This is a genomic window from Thiomonas sp. (assembly GCF_054608695.1).
This window is the reverse complement of sequence record NZ_JBTRXV010000007.1, coordinates 59,831-82,652: the sequence shown is the minus strand read 5'-3', so window position 1 is coordinate 82,652 and position 22,822 is coordinate 59,831. Positions and strand designations below refer to the sequence as shown.

Annotated in this window: 19 protein-coding genes and 1 pseudogene; 6 read left to right on the top strand and 14 right to left on the bottom strand. The window is 66.5% G+C overall.

Annotated elements, in window-relative coordinates:
* The first annotated feature begins 137 nt into the window (after window positions 1-137).
* Entirely contained in the window at window positions 138-593 is a 456-nt protein-coding gene (locus ACYCUK_RS05305; RefSeq protein ID WP_461593782.1) for a RidA family protein, read from the top strand.
* 107 nt (window positions 594-700) lie between these two features.
* On the opposite strand, the gene parC is transcribed toward ACYCUK_RS05305, so the two are convergent.
* Both parC and ACYCUK_RS05295 read right to left on the bottom strand, forming a co-directional pair.
* Window positions 701-3,079 (bottom strand): DNA topoisomerase IV subunit A, encoded by a 2,379-nt coding sequence (parC, locus tag ACYCUK_RS05300; RefSeq protein ID WP_461593781.1) that lies wholly within the window; start codon window positions 3,077-3,079, stop codon window positions 701-703.
* Between the two features lie 114 nt (window positions 3,080-3,193).
* Window positions 3,194-5,167, bottom strand: coding sequence for a DNA topoisomerase IV subunit B (locus ACYCUK_RS05295; protein ID WP_461593780.1), 1,974 nt, complete (start codon window positions 5,165-5,167; stop codon window positions 3,194-3,196).
* Window positions 5,168-5,545: 378 nt separating this feature from the next.
* Between ACYCUK_RS05295 and ACYCUK_RS05290 the strand changes: the two genes are divergently transcribed.
* The 3 genes from ACYCUK_RS05290 to bamC are packed head-to-tail and all read left to right on the top strand — an operon-like array spanning window position 5,546 to window position 8,234.
* Window positions 5,546-6,160, top strand: a complete 615-nt coding sequence (locus tag ACYCUK_RS05290) for a class I SAM-dependent methyltransferase (RefSeq protein ID WP_461593779.1) — start codon at window positions 5,546-5,548, stop codon at window positions 6,158-6,160.
* A gap of 30 nt (window positions 6,161-6,190) precedes the next feature.
* Complete coding sequence (dapA, locus tag ACYCUK_RS05285) at window positions 6,191-7,078, top strand: 4-hydroxy-tetrahydrodipicolinate synthase (RefSeq protein ID WP_461593778.1); 888 nt, start codon at window positions 6,191-6,193, stop codon at window positions 7,076-7,078.
* A gap of 10 nt (window positions 7,079-7,088) precedes the next feature.
* Window positions 7,089-8,234 (top strand): outer membrane protein assembly factor BamC, encoded by a 1,146-nt coding sequence (gene bamC / locus ACYCUK_RS05280; protein ID WP_461593777.1) that lies wholly within the window; start codon window positions 7,089-7,091, stop codon window positions 8,232-8,234.
* An 89-nt stretch (window positions 8,235-8,323) separates the two neighbouring features.
* On the opposite strand, the gene ACYCUK_RS05275 is transcribed toward bamC, so the two are convergent.
* The 9 genes from ACYCUK_RS05275 to ACYCUK_RS05235 form a co-directional block, all read right to left on the bottom strand.
* Window positions 8,324-9,541 (bottom strand): DesA family fatty acid desaturase, encoded by a 1,218-nt coding sequence (locus ACYCUK_RS05275; protein WP_461593776.1) that lies wholly within the window; start codon window positions 9,539-9,541, stop codon window positions 8,324-8,326.
* Between the two features lie 228 nt (window positions 9,542-9,769).
* The gene (locus ACYCUK_RS05270) at window positions 9,770-11,035 is read right to left on the bottom strand and encodes an RsmB/NOP family class I SAM-dependent RNA methyltransferase (RefSeq protein ID WP_461593775.1); all 1,266 of its coding nucleotides are present in this window, start codon (window positions 11,033-11,035) and stop codon (window positions 9,770-9,772) included.
* Window positions 11,032-11,682 carry a phosphoribosylglycinamide formyltransferase gene (gene purN, locus ACYCUK_RS05265; RefSeq protein ID WP_461593774.1) on the bottom strand — a complete coding sequence of 217 codons (651 nt, stop codon included), beginning with the start codon at window positions 11,680-11,682 and terminating at the stop codon, window positions 11,032-11,034. The genes ACYCUK_RS05270 and purN overlap by 4 nt, the downstream gene beginning before the upstream one ends.
* A gap of 151 nt (window positions 11,683-11,833) precedes the next feature.
* Window positions 11,834-12,265: a type IV pilin protein gene (locus ACYCUK_RS05260; RefSeq protein WP_461593773.1), complete on the bottom strand. Its 432-nt coding sequence runs from the start codon at window positions 12,263-12,265 to the stop codon at window positions 11,834-11,836.
* A gap of 12 nt (window positions 12,266-12,277) precedes the next feature.
* Complete coding sequence (locus ACYCUK_RS05255) at window positions 12,278-16,060, bottom strand: PilC/PilY family type IV pilus protein (protein WP_461593772.1); 3,783 nt, start codon at window positions 16,058-16,060, stop codon at window positions 12,278-12,280.
* Between the two features lie 54 nt (window positions 16,061-16,114).
* Entirely contained in the window at window positions 16,115-16,666 is a 552-nt protein-coding gene (locus ACYCUK_RS05250; RefSeq protein ID WP_461593771.1) for a pilus assembly PilX family protein, read from the bottom strand.
* A 20-nt stretch (window positions 16,667-16,686) separates the two neighbouring features.
* Window positions 16,687-17,499 (bottom strand): PilW family protein, encoded by an 813-nt coding sequence (locus ACYCUK_RS05245; RefSeq protein ID WP_461593770.1) that lies wholly within the window; start codon window positions 17,497-17,499, stop codon window positions 16,687-16,689.
* Window positions 17,496-18,062, bottom strand: coding sequence for a type IV pilus modification protein PilV (pilV, locus tag ACYCUK_RS05240; protein ID WP_461593769.1), 567 nt, complete (start codon window positions 18,060-18,062; stop codon window positions 17,496-17,498). Before pilV ends, ACYCUK_RS05245 begins: the two co-directional genes overlap by 4 nt.
* Window positions 18,059-18,571, bottom strand: coding sequence for a GspH/FimT family pseudopilin (locus ACYCUK_RS05235; protein WP_461593768.1), 513 nt, complete (start codon window positions 18,569-18,571; stop codon window positions 18,059-18,061). The genes pilV and ACYCUK_RS05235 overlap by 4 nt, the downstream gene beginning before the upstream one ends.
* Before the next feature lie 193 nt (window positions 18,572-18,764).
* Here ACYCUK_RS05235 and nrdR point away from each other — a divergent pair, with 193 nt between their 5' ends.
* Both nrdR and ribD read left to right on the top strand, forming a co-directional pair.
* Window positions 18,765-19,253, top strand: coding sequence for a transcriptional regulator NrdR (nrdR, locus tag ACYCUK_RS05230; protein WP_112485772.1), 489 nt, complete (start codon window positions 18,765-18,767; stop codon window positions 19,251-19,253).
* A gap of 46 nt (window positions 19,254-19,299) precedes the next feature.
* On the top strand, window positions 19,300-20,439 hold the full coding sequence (ribD, locus tag ACYCUK_RS05225) for a bifunctional diaminohydroxyphosphoribosylaminopyrimidine deaminase/5-amino-6-(5-phosphoribosylamino)uracil reductase RibD (protein ID WP_461593767.1): 1,140 nt from the start codon (window positions 19,300-19,302) through the stop codon (window positions 20,437-20,439).
* Window positions 20,440-20,451: 12 nt separating this feature from the next.
* On the opposite strand, the gene ACYCUK_RS05220 is transcribed toward ribD, so the two are convergent.
* The 3 genes and pseudogenes from ACYCUK_RS05220 to ribH all read right to left on the bottom strand — a co-directional run bounded on the left by ACYCUK_RS05220 (window position 20,452) and on the right by ribH (window position 22,821).
* Complete coding sequence (locus ACYCUK_RS05220) at window positions 20,452-21,648, bottom strand: pyridoxal phosphate-dependent aminotransferase (protein ID WP_461593766.1); 1,197 nt, start codon at window positions 21,646-21,648, stop codon at window positions 20,452-20,454.
* Between the two features lie 253 nt (window positions 21,649-21,901).
* Window positions 21,902-22,408, bottom strand: a pseudogene (nusB, locus tag ACYCUK_RS05215) (transcription antitermination factor NusB); the annotation flags it as partial.
* Window positions 22,354-22,821 (bottom strand): 6,7-dimethyl-8-ribityllumazine synthase, encoded by a 468-nt coding sequence (gene ribH / locus ACYCUK_RS05210; RefSeq protein WP_461593765.1) that lies wholly within the window; start codon window positions 22,819-22,821, stop codon window positions 22,354-22,356. The pseudogene nusB and the gene ribH, both read right to left, overlap by 55 nt.
* Between the last annotated feature and the right edge of the window lies 1 nt (window position 22,822).

Below are 22,822 nucleotides of genomic sequence, written 5' to 3'. Positions count from 1 at the left end.
TGACGCTTTGGCGCAACGGCGGTGCCGCGCAAACATCACGGACTGCAGCGTCCCGAACGTCCCAGCCTGCTTATGCTGTGTGTTCGAGCCAACGGTTCAATCCAATCGAGTCAATCCCAACATACGGCACCACCACCATGTCCATCTCCGCCACACTGCAACAACTCGGCATCACCCTGCCGCAAATCGCCACCCCGGCCGCTGCTTATCTGCCTTTCGTGCAGACCGGAAATCTGCTGTTTCTCTCGGGCCACATCAGCAAGCAAAACGGTGCGGTCTGGGCCGGTCAGCTCGGGCGGGAACTCACCACGGCGCAGGGGCGTGAAGCGGCGCATCTCGTGGCCATCGACCTGATGGGCACGCTGCAGGCGGCCACGGGCGATCTTGGGCGCATACGCCGCATCGTCAAGCTCATGGGCCTGGTGAACTCGGTGCCCAGTTTCACCGAGCAGCATCTGGTCATCAACGGCGCGTCGGAACTGCTCGGCCAGGTGTTCGGTGCCAAGGGCCAGCATGCGCGCAGCGCCTTCGGCGTGGCGCAGATTCCGCTGGGTGCGGCGGTGGAAATCGAGTTGATTGCCGAAGTGGATTGAGGCGCGAGTCGCTCACGCCCGACGCGGCGGCCGGCGGCGTTTCAAGCCGCGCGCAGCACGTTGGATTTGACGATCCTGCTTGACCAGGGGCAACGTGCGCCGGTGGTTCACACCGCCCGCAGCCCCGCAGGTTTGAAGCCCGGCCCGGCAACGGACTTGCCCTTGCGGGCGCGCTTGCCGGCGTAGTCCTGCTGCGCGCGCGCCTGCAGGGTCTGGGTCTTGGGCGTGCCGCCACGGCCGGTTCCCAGAATGTCCAACGCGACCCCGGGCAGCAGGGCAACGGCGGCCAGCACGGTTTCCTTCGACTCCAGCGCCATCAACGTGACGCCGCGCCCGCCGCGCGGCAGTTGGCGCAATTCGTCCACGCCGAAGATCAACAGCCGCCCGCTGCTTCCGAGCACGGCGATACGCTCGGCCGCCACCACGACGCCCGCTTCGCCACGGGCCATGCGCAGGGCTTGCGGCGGCAACAGGGTTTCGCCGGCTTCGATGGCGAGGAAGGTTTTGCCGGCCTTCTGCCGGCTGTTCAGGCTTTCGGCCGGGGCGATCAAGCCGTAGCCGGCGCTGCTGGCGAGCAGCAGCGGCGTGTCGGCCGCGCCGGCCCAGTAGTGCGCGGGCGTGGTGCCCGAGGCCAGGTCGATGAAGCTGGTGACGGGTTGGCCGTCGCCGCGGCCACCGGGCAATTGCGCGATGCCGATGCTGTAGGCGCGGCCATCGCTGCCCAGCACCCAGAGGGTGCCGGTGCTGCGGCACTCGAAAGTGGCGAGCAAGGCGTCGCCCGGCTTGAAACCGAGGTTGGCAAGCTCCAGGCCGTGGCCCTTTTGCGTGCGCAGCCAGCCCATTTGCGAGACGATGGCCGTGACGGGTTCATCCGGCACGCGCACGTCCAGCGTGGCCCGGCTCTCGGCCTGAATCAAGGTGCGGCGGGCATCGCCGAACTGCCTGGCATCGGCCTCGATCTCCTTGATGACCTTGCGTGTCAGCGCCCGGTCGTCGGCCAGCAGGGTTTGCAACTCGCCCTGTTCCACCGTGAGCTTGTCGATCTCCTGCTCGATCTTGATGGCTTCCAGCCGCGCGAGTTGGCGCAGGCGGATGTCGAGAATGTCGTCGGCCTGGCGCTCGCTCAAGTTGAAGCGCTGCATCAGCGCGTCCTTGGGCTCGTCGCTTTCGCGGATGATGCGAATGACCTCGTCGATGTTCAGCAGGACGACGCGCCGGCCTTCGAGAATATGCAGGCGCTCCTGCACCTGCTCCAGCCGGTGGCGACTGCGGCGGCGCACGGTGGCCTGGCGGAAAGCGGTCCATTCGCGCAGGATGTCGAGCAGGCTTTTTTGCCGCGGCTTGCCGTCCGCCCCCACCACCACCAGATTGAGCGGCACGCTCTGCTCCAGGCTGGTGGTGGAGAGCAGCACGCTGACCAGTTCGTCCACCGGCACGCGCGAGCTTTTCGGCTCGAACACCAGGCGCACGGCGGCGTCGCGCCCGGACTCGTCGCGCACGCCGTCGAGCACGGCCAGCACGGTCTGCTTGAGCTGTTGCTGCTCCGTGCTGATGGCCTTCTTGCCGGCCTTGGGCTTGGGGTCGGTGAGTTCCTCGATCTCCTGCAGCACGCGCTGCGCGCTGGCGCCCGGCGGCAGCTCGGTGACGATGAGTTGCCATTGCCCGCGCGCCAGTTCTTCAACGCTCCAGCGCGCGCGCACCTTGAGGCTGCCACGCCCGTTGGCATAGGCCTCGCGGATGTCTTGCGGGCTGCTGATGATCTGCCCGGCGGTGGCGAAGTCCGGCCCCGGCACGATGTCGAGCAGTTCGTCCAGCGTGAGGCCGGGCTTGCGCAGCACGGCGACGCAGGCCGCCGCCACTTCGCGCAGGTTGTGCGCCGGAATTTCGGTGGCCAGGCCCACGGCAATGCCGCTGGCGCCGTTGAGCAGAACGAAAGGCAGGCGCGCCGGCAGCAGGCGCGGCTCGATGGTGGAGCCGTCGTAGTTGGGCACGAAGTCCACCGTGCCCATGTCCACTTCGTCGAGCAGCAGCCGGGCGATGGGCGTGAGCCGCGCCTCGGTGTAGCGCATGGCGGCGGCGCCGTCGCCGTCGCGGCTGCCGAAGTTGCCCTGGCCGTCGATCAGCGGGTAGCGCTGGGCGAAGTCCTGCGCCAGGCGCACCAGGGCGTCGTAGGCGGCCTGGTCGCTGTGCGGGTGGAACTTGCCGAGCACGTCGCCCACCACGCGGGCGGACTTCACCGGCTTGGCGCCCGAGGCCAGGCCCATGCGATCCATCGCGTACAGCAAGCGGCGCTGCACGGGCTTCAAGCCGTCGCAAACGTCCGGCAGGGCGCGGCCCTTGACCACGGAGATGGCGTAGTCGAGATAGGCCCGGCGCGCGTAGTCGGCCAGCGAGGGGTTGTCGGCGTCAGCCACGTCCAGGGATGCGGGCGGGTCGGCAGGCGGGGTCGAGAACAGATCAGGCGTGGGGTCGGCGGGTGTGGTCATGAGGCGGGGATGAAAACAGCAAGCATGGGGCCGCGAAGGACGTGAAGAAAAACACACGAAGCAAGACGAAGATCGAACGCTGGGCGCCGCGCATTCGGGCGCGCAGCGCCTGCCCTAAACATCCACCTCGATCTGATCACCATAGGCCTCCATCAGGTTGCGCCGGGCCTGGGCTTCGCCCTTGCCCATGAGCTGCACGAACAGCTCGGTGGTGGCGGTCTCGCCGACCCGGCCGAGGTGCACGGGCATGAGGCGGCGGGTGTCGGGGTTGAGGGTGGTTTCCCAAAGCTGCTCGGCGCTCATCTCGCCCAGTCCCTTGAAGCGCGACACGCTCCAGGCGCCTTCGCGCACGCCGTCCTTGCGCAGGCGGTCGAGGATGGCGGTGAGCTCGCCTTCGTCCAGCGCATACAGCTTGGTTGCCGGTTTTTTGCCGCGCGCCGGTGCGTCCACGCGGAACAGCGGCGGCCGCGCCACATGCACGTGGCCACGGGCGACGAGCTGCGGAAAGTGGCGGAAGAACAGCGTGAGCAGCAGCACCTGGATGTGCGAGCCGTCCACGTCGGCATCGCTCAGGATGCAGACCTTGCCGTAGCGCAGCTGGGCGAAGTCGACGGCGTCGTTCGGCCCATGCGGGTCGAGCCCGATGGCCACGGCGATGTCGTGAATTTCCTGGTTGGCGAACAGCCGGTCGCGCTCCACCTCCCAGGCGTTGAGCACCTTGCCGCGCAGCGGCAGCACCGCCTGGAATTCCTTGTCGCGCCCCATCTTGGCCGAGCCTCCGGCCGAGTCGCCCTCCACCAGGAACACCTCGTTGCGCGCCACGTCGCGGCTTTCGCAATCGGTCAATTTGCCCGGCAGCACGGCCATGCCCGAACCCTTGCGCTTCTCCACTTTCTGCGCCGCGCGCTGGCGGCTCTGCGCCTGGGCAATCACCAGCTCCGCAAGCGCCTTGCCCTGCTCGACATGCTGGCTCATCCACAGCTCCAGCGCCGGGCGCACGAAGCCGGACACCAGGCGCACCGCATCGCGGCTGTTCAGGCGCTCTTTCATCTGGCCCTGGAACTGCGGGTCCAGCACCTTGGCCGAGAGCACGAAGGAAGCGCGCGAGAACACGTCTTCCGGCAGCAGCTTCACGCCCTTGGGGCAGAGCGCATGCAGTTCGATGAAACCCTTCACCGCCTGGAACAGGCCTTCGCGCAAGCCCGACTCATGCGTGCCGCCGGCAGGCGTGGGAATGAGGTTGACGTAGGACTCGCGCAGCACATTGCCTTCGCTGCTGAACGCCACGCACCACGCCGCGCCCTCGCCCGCCGCGAAGCCTTCGGTCTGGCTGCCGGCCTGGCCTTCGCCTTCGAACTCGACCAGCACCGGCGTGTCGCCCAGGGCCTCGTGCAGGTAGCCGCGCAGGCCTTCATCAAAACGCCAGGTCTGCGTCTCGCCGGTCTTCTCCTGCAGCAGACTCACCTCCAGGCCCGGCAGCAGCACGGCCTTGCTGCGCAGCAGGTGCAGCAGCTCGGACTGGGGCAACTGCACGCCGTCGAAATACTTGGCGTCCGGCCACGTCCGCACGCGGGTGCCGGTCTTCCATTCACCGCGCGTCAGCGGCCGCGTCCGCAGGGGCTCGACCGGAGCGCCGTGGGCAAAGGCGAGCGTGGCCGCCTGGCCGTCGCGGTGCACTTCGACTTCAAGGCGGGTGGCCAGCGCATTGGTCACGCTCACGCCCACGCCGTGCAGGCCGCCGGAGAAGCGGTAGGCGGCACCGGCGTCGAGTTTGTCGAACTTGCCACCGGCATGCAGCCGGGTGAAGACCAGTTCCACCACCGGCACGCCCTCCTCGGGATGCAGGCCGATGGGAATGCCGCGGCCGTCGTCCTGCACGCTGGTGCTGCCGTCCGCATGCTGCGTCAGGGTGATGTGTCGGGCATGGCCCGCCAGGGCTTCATCGGCGCTGTTGTCGATGACCTCCTGGATGACGTGCAGCGGGTTGACCGTGGAGGTGTACATGCCCGGCCGCTGCTGCACCGGCTCCAGGCCCTTGAGCACGCGGATGGAGGCTTCGCTGTAGGCCGGAGGGGTTCGGGTTGCCATGGGGATTGTGGATCAGACGAGGACATTGTGGACAAGCGTCAGGGGGTGTCCGGCTGGCCCTGTCGGTTGCGTTGGTGCAAAAAACTTATCCCCACCAGATGGGGATAGAGCACCTGGCCGGAAGCCGAAAACCTTGATTCCATGCGGCTCGGCTCGGGCCTGCCCAAAAATTCAGCAGCGAGGCGGCCGGCTGAAAAGACGTTAACAAGACTTGACAAGACCAGGCCGAGCCTATCTCGATGAGTTCAAGCGCCGGAATTCTAAGAGCCACGCCTGGCGGCCTGCCCGACTTGGGTTGGGTGGAGGTTGGTGGGCGGCAAAGCCGGGCCGGGCCGATTCTGCTTGAATGTCGCGACTCACTTCCCGCGCCACACACCCATGACTCTGCCTTCCCACCATCCTGGCCTCGACGCAGCCGATGCGCGACACGCGCAACTCGCGCCTTCGCCCTGGGTGCTGCGCTTTGCACCGCTCATCGCACCCGCCGCCTCGGTGCTCGACGTGGCCTGCGGCGGTGGCCGCCATGTGCGCCTGCTGGCCGAGCGCGGCCATGCGGTGCACGCGGTGGATCGCGATGCCCAGGCCGTGGCGCCGCTGCATGCCATCGCCCAGGTCCGTGTGGCGGACCTGGAAGCGGGTGACTGGCCCTATGCGACGCAGACCTTCGGCGGCGTGATCGTCGCCAACTACCTGTGGCGGGCGCTGCTGCCGCAGATCGTGGCGGCCGTGGCTCCGGGGGGGGTGCTCATCTACGAGACCTTCGCACTCGGCAATGCCAGCGTGGGCAAACCCAGCAACCCGGACTTCCTGCTGCGCCCCGGCGAGTTGCTGGACCTGGTGCGCCCTGCCCTGCGTGTGGTGGCCTATGAGGACGGCTATGTCGATGCGCCCAAACCCGCCTTCGTCCAGCGGGTGTGCGCGGTGCGCGAGCCCGCGCCACCACACCATGCCGAGGCAGGCGCTGCGGCGCTTCCCGCCAAGTACAATCTGTAGGTTTCATCTCCAGCGTGGCATGAACCCCGCATGAACCCAATCACCGGCAGTATCGTGGCCCTGGTCACACCCATGGGTGATGACGGCAGCGTCGATTTCGACGCCCTGCGCAAGCTCATCGACTGGCACATCGCCGAAGGCACCGATTGCATCGGCGTGGTCGGCACCACCGGCGAATCGCCCACGGTCAGCGTGAAAGAGCAGCGCGACATCATTCGCGTGGCCGTCGAACACGCCGCGGGGCGCGTGCCCATCATGGCCGGGGCCGGGGCCAATTCCACGGCCGAGGCCATCGAGCTGACGCGCTTCTGCGAGGACGTCGGCGCCGACTGCACGCTGCAGGTCGTGCCCTACTACAACAAGCCGACGCAGGAGGGCATCTACCGCCACTTCCGCGCCATCGCCGAAGCCGTGGACATCCCCATGGTGCTGTACAACGTGCCCGGCCGCACCGTCGCCGACATGCTGGCCGAGACCGTGCTGCGCCTGGCCGAGGTGCCGAACATCGTCGGCATCAAGGAAGCCACCGGCAATATCGACCGTGCGCTGCAAATCCTGCGCAAGCGCCCCCAAGGCTTTGCCGTGTACTCGGGCGACGACCCCACCGCCGTGGCGCTCATGCTGCTGGGCGGCCAGGGCAACGTCAGCGTCACGGCCAACGTCGCCCCACGGTCGATGCACGCGTTGTGCATGGCCGCCATCGCCGGCCATGCCAGCGAGGCGGCGCAACTGCACTTCAAGCTCATGGAACTGAACCGTTTGCTGTTCATCGAACCCAACCCCATTCCCGTCAAGTGGGCACTCGCCGCCATGGGAAAAATGGGTGGCAGCTTGCGCCTGCCGCTCACGCCGCTGTCCAGCCATCAAGATGCCCTTCGTGCTGCCTTGGCCGACCTGGGCATCCCCGTCCACCACTGAAACGTCCACCATGCGTCGCACCCCTGTCCTGCATTTGTCCGCTCTCGCCCTGGCCCTGGCCTCGCTAGGTGGCTGTTCCTCGCTCAACACCGTCGTCACGGGCAAGAGTGTCGATTACGAAAGCGCCAAAGCCGGCCCCGACCTCGTGGTGCCGCCCGACCTCACGCAACTGGCGCGCGAGCAACGCTACACCATGCCCGAGGGCGGCACCAAGACCGGACCGGTGAGCGCCCTGGCCTACCAGAACGTCACCACGCAGCAAGCGCAAGTCGTCCAGAGCAATGCCGTGCTGCCGCAGTACCCGGGCATGCGCATCGAGCAGGCTGGCGGCCAGCGCTGGCTGGTGGTGGATACACCGCCCGACAAGCTGTGGGATACGGTGAAGGAGTTCTGGCAGCAAAACGGCTTCTACCTCACCAAGGCCGATGCGACCACCGGCGAGATGGAAACCGACTGGGCCGAGAACCGCGCCAAGCTGCCGCAAGATTTCATTCGCAAATACCTCGGCAAGGTGTTCGACAGCATGTATGACACCGGCGAGCGCGACCGCTTCCGCACGGTGTTCGAACGCACGCCGGATGGCAAGGGCACCGAGATTTTCATCACCCACCAGACCATGGTGGAGGTCTACACCAACCAGGACAAGACCCAGACCACCTGGCAGCCCGGCACGCCCGACCCGACACTGGACACCGTGTTCCTGCGCAAACTCATGGTGCGTCTGGGCATGAATGAAGCCCAGGCCAAGGCCGCCGTGGCTGACGTAACGACTCCCGCAACAGCCCTGCATGCCAGCCTGATCGACAACGGGCGCGCCCTGCAGGTGCAGGACGGCTTCGACGAAGCCTGGCGCAAGGTGGGGCTGGCCATCAACACGGCCGGGTTCACGGTGACCGACCGCAATCGCACGGCTGGCGCGTATGACATTCGTTACGTCAATCCGGCGGAGGCCTTGAAGGCCGAAGAGAACAAGGGCGGTTTCCTCAGCAAGCTGTTCGGTGGCGACAAGACCGTCGTCAAGCCCGAGGACTTCCGCATCCTGGTGCAGCCCGCGGGCTCGGTGTCACAAGTCAGCGTGCAGGCGGTGAAGGCCAGCGCCGGCAGCCAGCAGTCCGCGCAGAACATTCTCAAGGTGTTGCAGCAGCAATTGCAGTAACCGGTGCCGTGAATGGCGCGCCGGTCGTGGCGCCTGGCTCCCGACAAAACACGCTGTGTCGCCAGCCCTGCATCACATCCGGGACAAGATCAAACCTGGTAGCTGCGCAAACGTAGCGACATGCTCTGCAGCGCCGCAATGCCGCTTTGCTCGGCGCGCTGGCACCAGTCCTGCAGGTGCAGGCGCACTTGCTCGGCAGAGGCCGAGGACTGCTCCCAAACCGCCTTGAGGTCTTCGCGCATGTGCAGGAGCTTGTCGATCACCGGGCTGTTCTGTGCAGCGGCGTCAACCACGGCGAGCGACTTCGCATCCAGGGTCTCGCGTTCGCGCGTGACGAGTTTGCGCGCGGCGCGCAGCGCCGCCCATTGCCCGCGCGAACCTGCGCCCTGCGAGCGGATACCGGCCTGGGCACGCAGCAGTTCGGCGTGCATCGCGCGCTTGATCTCGCGGGCGTAGCGTGCCATCAGGTCGTAACGGTTGGTGATGACGGTCTGCACCAGCGCCAGATCCACATGCGGCCGCAGCGCGCCGATTTTCGCCTGGGGCGGCAGCTTGCGTGCCTTGGCCAGGCCGAACCAGGTGAGCAGGCGGATATAGGCCCAGCCGATGTCGAACTCCCACCATTTGAGCGAGAGTTTGGCCGAGGTCGGATAGGTGTGATGGTTGTTGTGCAGTTCCTCGCCACCGATGAGGATGCCCCAGGGGAAGACGTTGTGGCTGTTGTCGCGGCTGGCGTAGTTGCGGTAACCCCACCAGTGGCCGAGGCCGTTGATGACGCCCGCGGCCCAGATCGGAATCCACAGCATCTGCACCGCCCAGATGGTGCCGCCGATGGCGCCGAACATGAGGACGTTGGCAATGAGGGTGATGCCCACGCCTTGCCAGGCAAAGCGCGAATAGACGTTGCGCTCCAGCCAGTCGTCGGGCGTGCCACGGCCGAATTTGGCCAGGGTTTCCTGGTTTTTCGACTCGGCCCGGTACAACTCCGAGCCGCGCAACAGCACGGTGGAAATGCCGCGTGCGACGGGGCTGTGCGGGTCGTCCACGGTTTCGCATTTGGCGTGGTGCTTGCGGTGGATGGCGACCCATTCCTTGGTCACCATGCCGGTGGTGAGCCAGAGCCAGAGGCGGAAGAAATGCATCACCGCCGGGTGCAGTTCCAGGGCGCGGTGGGCCTGCGAGCGGTGCAGGAACACGGTGACGGCGATGATGGTGATGTGGGTCACCACCAGGGTGTAGAGCACTATCTGCCAGGCGCTTGCATGCAACACGCCATGCCCCGCCCAATTCAGGAAACCATTCAACATTGTTCTTGCAATCCGTAAGACTTCAAACGTGAGGGTCGGCTCACAAAGCCGCGGCACGGACTCGCGAGATGAAGCTGTGCGCGCCGTTATCCAACCTTCTTATTTTAGAGCCTAGACTGACCCGTCACGGAACAAGGCCATGCGCCTGAACCGAGCGGCGCTCCGGTGTGAAACCGCGCTGCAATGCCAGCGAAGCAGCCGATGGTTGGCAGCGCACGCGGCAGGGGTTCAAGCGCGTTGCATCACCGCGGCAAAAAAACCGTCGGTACCGTGCCGGTGTGGGAACAATTCCAGCATCGGGTTGTCCGTTGCCGGCTCGAAGCTCACTTGCTGGTGGGCCAGCGTTTCGGCTGCGTTGTGGAGCGTGAAGTCGGCCCGCTCACGCAGGAATTGCGCCACGATCTCCCGGTTCTCGGCCGGCAACAGGCTGCAGGTGGCATAGACCAGGCGCCCGCCGGGTTTGAGCAGCGTGGCCGCCGATTTCAGAATGGACGCCTGCTGCGCCGCCAGCTTGGACACGTCGGCTTCGTTCAGGCGCCATTTCAAGTCGGGGTTGCGGCGCAGGGTTCCCGTGCCGGTGCAGGGAGCGTCCACCAGCACGCGGTCGAGTTTCCCGGCCAGGCGCTGGATGCGGTCGTCGCGCTCATGGGCAATGACCACCGGATACACGTTCGACAGGCCGCTGCGCGCCAGGCGCGGGCGCAGTTTGTCGAGGCGGTGCTCGGCCACGTCGAAGGCATAGAGCCGGCCGGTGTTGCGCATCATCGCGCCCAACGCCAGGGTCTTGCCGCCGGCGCCGGCGCAGAAGTCAGCCACCATCTCGCCGCGCCGGGGTGCGAGCAGCAGCGCCAGCAACTGGCTGCCTTCGTCCTGCACTTCGATCGCGCCTTCGGTGAACAGGGTCGAGCGGTTGAGCGCCGGCTTGCCCTGCACGCGCAAGCCCCAGGGCGAATAACGCATGGTCTCGGAGGCGATGCCCAGGCTGCGCAGTTCGGCCAACGCTGCCTCGCGCGTGGTCTTGAGCAGGTTGACGCGCAAATCCAGCGGAGCCGGCTGCAGCAGGCTTTGGGCCAGGGCCTCGAATTCACCGCCGCCCAGGTCGCCACGGGCCTGCAGCGCCTGCGCCATCCAGTCTGGCTGGCTGTAGCGCAATTCAGGCGGCAAGGTGGACAAGTCGAGCTTGAGAATCCCCTCGCGCCAAGCCAGCAGCTCGGCCGGAAAGGCCTCGTCGAGCTGACCATGCGCGTCGCCCTGCCAGCCGAGCACGAGCAGGTGCAAGTCCTGCGCGCCGCTTGCGCCTTGCGCCAGGTGGCGGTAGAGGCGCAGATTGCGCACGATCTGGTAGATGCTCTCGGCCAGGACATGGCGATCGCGCTGGCCGAGCTGGGGATGGGCGCGGAAATAGCGCGAGATGACGACATCGGCCGGCAAGTCGAAGCGCAACACCGCGCGCAACAACTCGCGCGCAGTACTGACCAGAACGCGGGGCTTCATACCGCCTCCTGCCGGGGCTGGGCGCATGGCGCGGGCAGCACCCGCACATGCAGGCCCTGGACCTGCAAGCGTCCTTCCACCAGGGCACGCACCGCTGCGGGATAAATGCGGTGCTCCTGGTCCAGCACGCGCGCGGCCAGGGATTCTTCGGTGTCGCCGTCCAGCACGGGCACGACGGCCTGGGCGACGATGGGGCCGTGGTCCACATCGGGCGTGACCAGGTGCACCGTGGCGCCGTGCCACTTCACCCCGGCATCGAGCGCGCGCCGGTGCGTGCCCAGGCCCGCGAACGCGGGCAAGAGCGAGGGATGGATGTTGATCAGGCGGCCGGCATATCGGCGCACAAAACCGGGCGTGAGCACGCGCATGAAACCGGCCAGCGCCACCGCCTTCGGTGCGTAAGCATTGATGCATGCGGCCAGCGCGGCGTCGAAGGCCTCGCGGCTCGACGCCTGGCGATGATCGACCACGTGCGTGGCAATGCCCCGCTCGCGCGCGAAGCCCAGTCCAGCGGCATCCGGTCGGTTGCTGATGACGGCAGCCACCCGCGCCGGCCAGGCTTCGGCCGTGCACGCGCGCACGATGGCCTGCATATTGGTGCCGCGACCGGAGATGAGGATGACGATGGGGGCTTGAGCTGCTTGCATGGGCGGCAGTGTAGCCGTGGGCTTGCGCGCCAACGGCACCAAGCGCCCTGCGGCGCGGCTGGAGCACTGCACGCAGGCGAACGCACGCAGCCGTGCGTTGTCTCCTCAGCGTCCTGGGTGCGGCCGCGGAAAAGCGGCCGCACCGGCTTGCTCACCAACAAGTGCTGACGGGCAGCGCACCACTCACCGTTTTCACGCCCAGCGCGTTGACCGAAAAATTGCCGCAACCGTCGTTCTGCTGGTCGCCTTGCGCCGTGGCCGTCGCCGTGAACGACGGCGGGCTGGTGGTGTTATCCACCGTGACGCTGAGCTGGAAGTAGTTGGTCGCGGCGTCGGGCACGGCTGCCGGCAGCGCGCTGTAGCCCAGGTCCGCGGCCGTGGCCGAGTAGGCGTTGTTGGTGGTGTAGAACCTTTCTTCGCGGCTGGCCAGGTCCAGCACCGCCGTCTTGGCCGCGGTGCGGCGCGACTTGCGCACCGAGTCCTGGTAGGCCGGCAGCGCAATGGCGCTCAGGATGGCGATCACCACCACCACGATCATGAGCTCGATGAGGGTGAAGCCCCGCAGGGTTTGACGGCGGTTCATCATGCCTCCGGCTCAGCGCAGTTCAGTCCAGGTCAGGCGCTGGCCAGTGCCGTTGGGCGCCGGATTGACCTGCTGCACATTGGGATTGCCACTGTTGTCCTGGTTGATCATGTAAGGCTTGCCTTGATCGGTGACGAGACTCGGGGAGCCCACTGCGTTCAGGTACATGCCACTGACGATCTGACCGCCGATGGTGACGAAATTTCCAAGGCTGTCGGCGAAGAAGGAGTTGGGCAAGGCGCCCCCATTGAGCGGGTTGATCGCCATGGTCCAGCCCCCTGGCGGCGCTGGCGCGTAGCAGCTCAGGCCTTGCGAATTGGGCGAGGGAATGGTGCTGTTGACGATGAAGGTGCCAAAGGCCAGCGTCGGGTTGTAGATGATGCTTTCGCCGGAACTGGGCAAGTCGAGATAGAAGCCCAACTGGTTGTTGTTGCTGGGGCAGGATGACGAATTCTTCCAGCACACGGTGTTGGTGGTGAGGGTCCGGTAGCCCGTTCCCGTGCCGGCAAACGCCCGGCCGCTGGTGTCATAAGCGCCTTGCACCGTTTGCTGCTGCATCACGCTGCGGGCAATGCTTTGGGTGCCGCTCAAGGATGTGTACTGCGCCTGGGACTGCGCATTCCAACCGTTCATATCCCAGTCCCAGACGCCGTAGATGCTCTGCACGCCCGTGGGCGAGTTGTTCGGCAACTGGTCGGCGGTTTCGATATTCTTGCCCGTGCCGAACATCACTTCGATGCGCGGCTGCCCCACGCGTGAAGGCACCGAGAGCACTTGCACTTGCGTGGTGATGGGCTGGGCCGTGGACGTCGCGTTCTTGGCGGAAAACAGCGCTTTCGCCGACGTGCCACCAAACTTCGAGACTGCCCATCCGCCCGAGGCCGTGCAGCCGGTGGTGGTCACGCCCGGGGGATTGCAGCCGCTCACGTCGAATCGCCAGAGGTTGCCGAACAGGTCGCCGGCGTACAAGTAGTCGACGACGTGGTCGCCGTCCAGATCGGCCGAGGTGACGTAGTTGATGCCGTTGGCACGATGCTGGCCGGTCGGGTCCGAACTGGGGCCCGCGCCCGTATCCAGTTCGTAAATGGCCCCTGTCTGGCCGCTCGGGTTGGTGCCCGAGGCGCCATTCTTCACGGTGGCGATGAAAATGGCTGCGGTTCCCGTGCTGCTGTTGTAGCCATTGCCGAAAATCACCGCCCAGTCGCCGTTGTGCATGCGGCGGACGATGGGCGTGCCATAGCTGTAGCCCAGGTCGTTCTTGCAGTTGGCATTGTTGGCGCAAGTGAGGTTGCTCAGGTTGAGTTCCTTCACCACCAGGGTCGACGCATTGCTCTGGCTGAAGTTGGCTGGATTCGTGATGTCGAGGGCATACACGCCCTGTCCGCCACCGCCCAGCCCCCCCACCAGCCAGGTATGCCAGGCCCTGTTGTAATAAAGATCGCCCGTGCCCGGCGTGGCATCGACGAAATAGCGATGCGTGTAACCCGGGGCGGTGAAGTTGAAGTTGCTGTTGATCGGCGTGCCTGAGGGGTTGGTCGCGATCTGGCCGAGCACGGTGCTCGGCATATAGGCGATCAACTCCTTGCCGTTATTCGTCGTGGTGCTGAACGTTCCCGTCGAGGTGTACTTGCCTGCGGCGAAACCATGGACGAAGCCATCGTTGCTGCCAGCGTAGACGACGTGCTGCCGGGTCTTGTTATTCGACACAAAGCTGCCGTAGCTGTTGCTTGCTGCGTTTTCGGCCGGTGCCAGGCTCGAGTAGAGCGCGTCTCCCCAGGATGTCGGGTAGCTCAAGTTCGGCGGCCCGACCCAAACCGGGCTGGAGCCGACGATGTCGCCGAGCACGCTGGTGCGGGTGCGAAATGGGCCGCCCTTGCTTTGCTCCTTGCTGCGGTCGCCACGCAGAAAATTCACCACGTCGGAGCCGGTGAGTGACGTTCCACTCAGCACCGGATCATTGTTCAGGGCCGACTGCTGCGCACTGTTCAAACTGCCGTAGGCGAAGGCAACGCCTTGGCTGCCGTTCCAGGTCAACATCGCGCGGCTGGTTGCGCTTTGCGCCCCTGACGAAAGATAGGCCGCGGCAGGAGTTGGGGGCGACAGGCAGGGGGACCCGGTCAGCTCACAAGCCGCGTCCCAGTTCGGTGTCGAGCTGGCGGCGAGCTTGCCATTGACATCGGCCCCAAGCGGGTAGGCGAACAACTGCCCCCACCAGTTCGCCGGGTGGTACTGGCCGAGGTAGATCTGGGTGGAGGTTTGAACCACGGCTCCCTTGACCGCGTTCACCCCAATGGAGTTGAGGGTCTGCGGCACCTGGGCCAGGTTCAGACTGGCCGTGGCCGGATTCGTGTTGATGGTTGACGCCAGGCTCGTGCTGTCGTTATTCGGATAGGCATCGGTGAACTCCGTCGTGCTGATCGTGGCCACATTGCTGAGCGCACCGGTGGTGCCCGCCGGAACCTGCCCCTGGATGGTGAAGGTGGCATTGCCCACGAGGGCGAGCTTGATGCCGCTGACGCTGAAGCTGCTGCCGGCGATCGTGCCGGCGCTTGCCGCTGCCGGGCAACTGGAGCCCGCACTCGCCGTGCAAGACCAGGTCACGTTGGCCAGGGCGCTGGGGAGGACGTTCGTGAGGGTGGCGTTGTTGGCCGGGGTGGAGCCGATGTTCGCGGCGGTGACGACATAGGTGACCGTGCTGCCTGCGGCGACCGTGCTGGGGCCGGACTGGGTCACGCTCAAGTCCGGCAGGCCCTCGGTGAAATACACATCCCGGACTTCGTGGTAATTGGTCGCCCCGCCGGTGGAGCCGGCGAAGCCGAACTTCACGGTTGGCGGCAATGGGGTCCAGTTCGATGGAATCGTGAAGTCTGGCGCCTTGTTACCGGTGGCGGGGGGCGTATTGCCTGCTGGATAGGGCGCACTCATCATCTGTGTGAAGGCGCCATTCGGTGTGGTCGCCCAATACAGCGTGACGGTGTAGCCGTTTTGCGGATTCGCCGGATCCGTCGGAGAAATATTCAGCCGGACGCGACGGTAGAACAGCGCATCGGTCGGCCGCACGCTGGCGGACGGTGTGTAGAACGTCGAAAAAGGCCCGACCGAGGCCGGCACGTTTTTCTGGTTGACGTCGGCCAGCCATTTGTAGCCATTGCTGCCATTGCCCGGACCGCGGATGCCCAGCGCGGTGTAATAGCCCGAGCTGTGGCCCTGAGGCTCACCGCCATTCTGGCAACGGTCGTAGCCATTCTCGAAATTGCCATAGTCGTCGATGCCGACGCCGATCACGGCGTTGCTCAGGCCTCCCGGAGTGTTGCCATAGCCGGCGCAATAGCCGAGCGCACCGCCGAAGTCGCCCTGCACGAATTTCGTGGTCGCGCCATCGAACAAATACATGCTGATGCCGTCGGCGCCGGTACCGCCCCAAGCGGTGTAGGTGAACTCCACCTGAATGCCCAGACTGCTGACGTTGATGGGCAGGTTGTAATAGGCCGAACCCTTCTGGTTGTTGGTGTTGTCGGTCAGCCGCAGCCAACCCTGGCCTGCCGCGTCGACGCCCGTTGCCGCCGTCAGCGAGGAGTTCTTCCCGGTATAGGCCACGCCAGGGCTTGCAGCGCCGGCGTAGGTCCAGCCGCTGGCGCCGGCATCGCGAAAGCATTGCGAAACCGGCTGGAAACTGGCCGATGTGGCGGGCTTTTCTTCGTCGGCTTGCGAGGCGCCGGCGAACAAGACCGAGCTCGCCGCAAACAGCGCCCGGTACACAGTGCTGCGGTAACGAATTGGATTGAATCGAGCCATGGTGCTTGCCCCTGGGAATGGTGTTTGATGTGCCGGGTCGATGCGTTGTCCGCCTCAAGGCCCGGTGAGGTCTTTGATCGACGTGAAGGCGTACGTGCTTTGCACCACGGCAACGGCATTGGCGTTGCCGCCATAGCCCAGCGCCGTGATGAGATAGACGGTGGCGTTCTTGGTGGCGTCAGGCCCGAGGTACTGGATGTGGAACTTGGGGCTGGCGTAGTAGGTGCCAGCGCCTCCCGAGGTGGACACCGTGGCCGATGGCAAGGCGTAGGTGGTGGCCTTCGTCCAGTTGGATAAGACTGCCGGGCTGCTGAGCTGGTTGGTGCACACGCGCGCCGTATCGACGGGCGAAGGCGCGCCGGAGCATGCGGCCCCGGTGCCGGCGTTGTTCTGGTTCAACCACCATTCGGCATAGCTCAAGGCACTGTTGGCGGCTTCGAGGGCGCGTGTTTTTTCGCGCAAGTTGCCGGCCATGCGCTCTTGCATGCCAAAGCTGCGAAACATGGCCACCGCAATGACGGTGAGCACCACCAGAATGAGCAGACTGGCGATGAGCACGAAGCCCGAATGCTGTGGACGATGGGACTCGCAGGCCAGTGCCTGCATGGCGATTGGCGACGGCCTTGTCATAGTTGCCCCAGGATGTCGATGACCCGCGTGAAGTCCACGGTTGCCGGCTGCCCCGGCTGTCCGGCGAGCGGGTTGCTGAAGGTCAAGGCGACCTTGACGCTCTTGACGCTCGACCAGTTGCTCACGCTGGCCGCCGAGAGGTATCGATTGACCGAACCGCCGCCATTGGTGTCCACCCCGTACAGCAAGGTCATGGCGGTCACGCCGTCCGAGTGCAGCGTGCCGGCCAGATTGCTGCCGACGAGAGCCTGGGTCTGGCCGCCAGTCCCGCTGGTTGCGGTGCTGACGGTGCAACGCAACGCGCCCCCGCTGAAGGAGTACGTGTTCAGGTAGGTGACGTTGGCCGTGGCCGTGGACGGATTCGTGTCGCCCAGACAGCTCATGGTGCCGTCGCCAGGGGCCGCCACCATACGCACGACGATGGCGTCCTGGCCATTGAGGGTGCCGCCAAAAACCGACTGGCCAGCCGCGAAAGTTGCCGGCAAGGGGGCGGAAGCCGCGTTCTGCACCGGCAGCGCCGTCCCCGTGTTGGGAATCGGCGTTGGCGGCTGGGGGGTTGGGTAATAGCCCGCGCCATGGATGACCTCGCTCATCAGGGTCATGGCCAGACGCTCGTTGTCCTGCAAACCGGCAATGCCCTGCTGCGCGCTGAAGGTCTGGCGGGTGGTGTAGAAAATGGTGAACAAACCGCCGAGCAGAAACAGGGCAATCGCCATGGCGACGAGGACCTCGACCAGCCCCAAGCCGCGCTGCCCGAAATGCCCCGCCGGCTTCGGCGTGCGCTGAGGAATGCAACGGCGTGTTGTCATGGCTGCACCAGCAGGGTGTAGGTTTGTGTGGCCGAGGAACCCGGCGCCCCATTCAGCGCCACCGTCTTTTCGGACCAGGACACGCTCACCTGGCAGCTCACCGGATTGCCGGCTGCGCATTGCACCCGCCCGGTGCCGTTGGGCAATTGCTGCGCGATGGACAGGCCCCAGCTCTGCAAGTCGTAGGCGGCCATTTGCAGCGGTGCCGAGCACACGCTCGTTTCGCAGTCCGTCCCCTGGCTGCTCACGGAACCGCTCAAGGTGGTTGACGACCACGAGGTTCCAGACAGCGAGCCCGTGACCGTCACGTCCACCGAAGACGCCGACTCCCAATAGCCCCGGTTGGCGCGCATCATCGAACCCATGCTGGCGGCCTGGATGGCGGCAAGACTGCGCTGGCGCGCCGTGCTGGTGTTGCTGAGGGCAAGAGCCTGCATGCCGGCGATGCCGAGCAGCCCGATGGCGATCACGAGCAGCGCGATCAGAACCTCGATCAAGCTGAACCCCGACTGGAACTTGTGAGTGCTCCAGGGGTGGCCCTGCGTTTTCTTGCGTGGCTTCATGGGCAGCCCGATCCTGAAAGTAATTGCACATAGCCAACCGTCGAAATCCTGACGCACTGGAGGCGATCGGCAGCCCCTGCCGCGTCGTCAAGCTTGATGCTGCCGGCATTGCTGCTGAAACCGTTGCGATTGAAGGTCACGGCCGGGAGACTTGACGATGCCAGGGTGTCGGTGGAGCCGAGAGCGGGCTGAACCCGCAAAATCGGCTCTCCCGTATCGACGGTCCTGTTGCCGTTGGCATCCGAAAAAATCAGCCACCCATTCGCCCAGTTCGTGGAGTTGCTGCATGCCGCGCCGTTGCTCGAAGCACAAACCGTGACCGGCTGCCCCTGCTTCACCGCCTCGCCGCGGGCGTATTGCAGGTCGCCGATCAAGGCGTTCATTTCCGACGCCATGCGGTTGGTGGTGGTGATGCCCTGGTAGGACGGCAGGCCCACGACCAGCAGGATGGCCACCAGGGTCACCGTCACCAGAAGCTCGACCAGGGTCATGCCGGATGCAGTTTTCATGGGGGCAAGCCTAGCCAGTCTTCGTTTCCTTCAGTAACTTTTCGGGACGAGCGGTATCAATCGGCCGATGAACGGTCCGTTGCGGTGAGGGTTTGCGACACTGGATGCCTGGCTGCGCCGGCGCCTGCCTGGCGTTTGGCGCTGGACCCGGCGCCGGGGAATAATGCCGGTTGCGCCTCTTTGCGAACCCGCCATGAAATGTCCTTTCTGCCAGCATCCCGACACCCAGGTGGTGGAGACCCGTGAGGTGGAAGACGGCACGGCGCTGCGGCGCCGGCGGCGCTGCGCGGGTTGCGACAAGCGCTTCACCACCTATGAACGCGCCGAGGTGAGTTTTCCCGCGGTGGTGAAAAAAGACGGCCGGCGGGTGGACTATTCGCGCGACAAGCTCCTCGCCTCGCTGACCCTGGCGCTGCGCAAGCGCCCGGTGGGGGCGGACGCGGTGGACGCCGCCATCGGCCGCATCGAGGAAAGCCTGCTGCAGACCGGCGCTCGCGAGCTGGATTCGGCCCAGATCGGCGAGTGGGTGATGGACGAACTCAAGCGCCTGGACGACGTGGCGTATGTGCGCTTCGCCTCGGTCTACCGCAGCTTCAAGGACCCGGCGCAGTTCGTGCAGATCCTGGAAGAAATGGCGCGCAGCGGCAAGCCGATCCGTGCACCCCGCGCCAGGAAAACCTGACCCTCCCCAACCTGCCAGGCCCTGCCTGATCGACCGAGCACCGCGCATGACGATCCCCTCCACCCCCACCCAAGCGGACTCCGCCGATGCAGCCTTCATGCGCCGCGCGCTGGAGCTGGCCGAAGGCGCGCTCTACCGCACCAGCCCCAACCCGCGCGTGGGCTGCGTCATCGTGCAGGGCGGGCGCGTCGTGGCCGAAGGCGCCACCGAGCCGGCCGGGCAGCGGCATGCGGAAATCGTCGCGCTCGACGCCGCAAGGGCACAGGGCGTGGACGTGCGCGGCGCCAGCGTCTACGTCACGCTCGAGCCCTGCGCCCACTTCGGCCGCACCCCGCCCTGCGCCGGCGCGCTGGTGGCGGCCGGCGTGGCCCGGGTGGTGGCCGCCGCGCGCGACCCCAACCCGCGGGTGGACGGCGGCGGCCTGGCACGCCTGGCGGCTGCCGGCATCCGCACCGAGTGTGGCCTGCTGGAAAACGCGGCGCGTGAACTCAACCTCGGTTTTTTCTCGCGCTTCGAGCGCGGCCGGCCCTGGGTGCGGCTGAAAGCGGCGGCCTCGCTGGATGGCATCACCGCCCTGCCCAACGGCCAAAGCCAGTGGATCACCGGGCCCGCGGCGCGTGCCGACGGCCACCACTGGCGCGCACGCGCCTGCGCCGTGCTCACCGGCATGGGCACCGTGCGCGACGACGACCCGCAACTCACGGTGCGCCATGTGGCCACACAGCGCCAGCCGGTGCGCGTGGTGGTGGACAGCCGCCTGGAGTTGCCACCCACGGCCCGCCTGCTGCAGACCGAGCCGCACAAGGTTTGGGTGGCGCACGCGCTGCCGCCGGAGCAGGCCGAGCCGCGTGCACGCGTGCTGCGCGAGCTGGGCGTGCAACTCATCGCCCTGCCGGTGGACGCCGCCAAACCGGGCAAGACCGACCTGGACGCACTGCTGCGCGAACTGGCGGTGCGCGAAATTGGCGAACTGCATGTGGAAGCCGGCGCGCGGCTCAACGCCTCGCTGCTGAACGCCGGGCTGGTGGACGAGTTGCTGCTCTACCTCGCACCCAGGCTGCTGGGCCAGGGCGCAGGCATCGCGCCCTTCGGGCCGCTGCAGGCGGTGGCCGATGGCATCAAGCTGCAGGGCCTGCAGATCGAGCCGGTTGGCGAGGACTGGCGGGTGCGTGCGCGCTTGGGGTGAACGAGAACCGGCTCAGCCGGTGGCGCTGCGCCTGTTGCCACGGGCCAGGTAAGCGCCCAGCCGACCGGCTGCTTCGCGCAAGTTCTCCACGCTGTTGGCGTAGCTCAGGCGGAACCAGCGTTCGGGCTGCACGGTGGCGAAATCCTTGCCCGGCACCAGCACCACGCCGGTCTCGCGCATCACGTCGAAGCAGAAGTCCCAGCTGTCCGCAGCGTGGCGCGAGCAATCGGCCCAGACATAGAAGGCGCCGTCGGGCAGCACCGGCACGTCCAGGCCGATGGCTTGCAGCGCAGGGACGATGACGTCGCGCCGGCGCTGGAATTCGGCGCGACGGCGCTCGGCCTCGGCCAGGGTGGCTGGCGCGAAGCAGGCCAGCGCGGCATGTTGTGCCGGGGTGCTGGGGCAGATGTAGAGGTTGCCGGCCAGGCGGGTCAGCGGTTCCACGAGTTCCTGCGGCACCACCATCCAGCCGAGGCGCCAGCCGGTCATCTGGAAATACTTCGAGAAGCTGTTGATGCTGATGATCGATGCATCCAGCGCCAGCGCGGTGCGGCCGTAGGCGGGGTCGAAACCGAGTTCGAGATAGATCTCGTCCACCAGCAAAAAGCCGCCATGCTTGCGCACCACGGCGGCGATGCGCGCCAACTCATCCGGTGCAATCGACGTGCCGGTGGGGTTGGACGGCGAGGCCAGCAGCACGCCGCGCGTGGCCGGGCCCCAGGCGGCGTCGATCTGCGCGGCGGTGGGCTGGAAGCGCGTGGCCGCCGTGGTGGGCAGCAGGCGTGCGCTGCCGCCGGCCGCCGCCACGAAGTTCTTGTTGCACGGGTAGGTGGGGTCGGGCATCAGCACTTCGCTGCCCGGCTCGACCAGCAGCAGGCAGGCCAGGGTGAGCGCGCCGGAAGCGCCGGCGGTGATGAAGATGCGCTCGGGCGACACCGCCACGCCATGCTTGCCGGCGTAATGCTGGGCGATGGCTTCGCGCAGCGCCGGCAGGCCCGGGGCCAGGGTGTAGCCGCTGCGGCCCTCGCGCAACGCGACGATGCCGGCGTCCACCACCGGTTGCGGCGCGGTGAAGTCGGGCTCGCCGACGCTGAGGTGAATCATGCTGCGGCCTTGGCGCCTCCATTGCGCCTGCTGCTCCCAGGCGGCGCGCACCACATCCATCACATAAAACGGCTCGACCTGTTGAAGGCGGCTGGCGAGTTGCATGGCTTCAGGACTCCTCGGGTTTGCGCCTCGCGGCCGGTTTGCGCTGGGCCCAGACGTCGTCGGGTTTGGAAGCGGGCCGGGTTGCGGCTGCGGCGTCCTGCCCGACGACAGCGCTGCGCGATGCCGCAGGACGACGCGGTGCACGCTCCGGCTTGCGGCGAGCGGACTCTCTGGGCTTGAAGCTCACCGGCACCTTGGCCGCAGGGTTGGCCGGCATGCCGCCCTCGTGCTCCCGGTAGGGCTGCGGCGTCAGCCGGTCGCCGGTTTCATCCGGTCGCAGGATGATGGCCAGACGGTCGAGCACGCCGTTGACGTACTTGAACCCGTCGGTGCCGCCATAGACCTTGGCCAGATCCACCGCCTCGTTGATGATGACCTTGTACGGCACCTCCAGCATGAAGCGGAGTTCGTACGTGCCCAGCAGCAGCAGCGCATGCTCCACCGGCGACAGCTCGCGCGTGGGGCGGTCCAGATAGGGCTGGATGACGGCGTCGAGGCTGCCGGCCTCGCGCATGCAGCCATGCAGCACGGCCTGGAAATGCTCGGTGTCGAGCTTGATGGTGGGGTAGCGCTCGCGCAGGAAAGCCTCGATGGCGCCAGCCTCGCTGCCCGACACCAGCCACTCGAACACGCCCTGCAGGGCCAGTTCGCGCGACTTGCGCCGCGCACTCTTGGGATTGGCTGAATTCATGGTGTGGCGGTGCCTCAGGCGCCGACCTGCGCCAGCAGATTGGCCATTTCCACCGCCACGCGAGCGCATTCGCCGCCCTTGTCGATGCGCACGATGGCCTGCGCTTCGGTGTCGACCGTGATGATGCCGTTGGCCACCGGCAGGCCGAAGTCCAGCGCCACCTGCTGCACGCCCACGGCGCTGGTGTTGCACACCAGCTCGAAGTGGTAGGTGTCGCCGCGAATGACGCAACCCAGGGCGATGAGCGCATCGAAACTGCCGCCCTCGGCCATGGCGGCCAGCGCCTGCGGCACTTCCAGCGCGCCGGGAACGGTGAGGTGGCGAACGGCATCCGGCTTGACGCCGAGCCCGTGCAATTCAGCCAGGCAGGCCTCGGCCATGCGGTCGGTGAGCTGCACGTTGAAGCGCGCCTGGACGATGCCGATGCGCAGCTCGGTGCCATCGAGCAGGGCGGGGTTGTCGCGATGTTGGGCGTGTCGCATG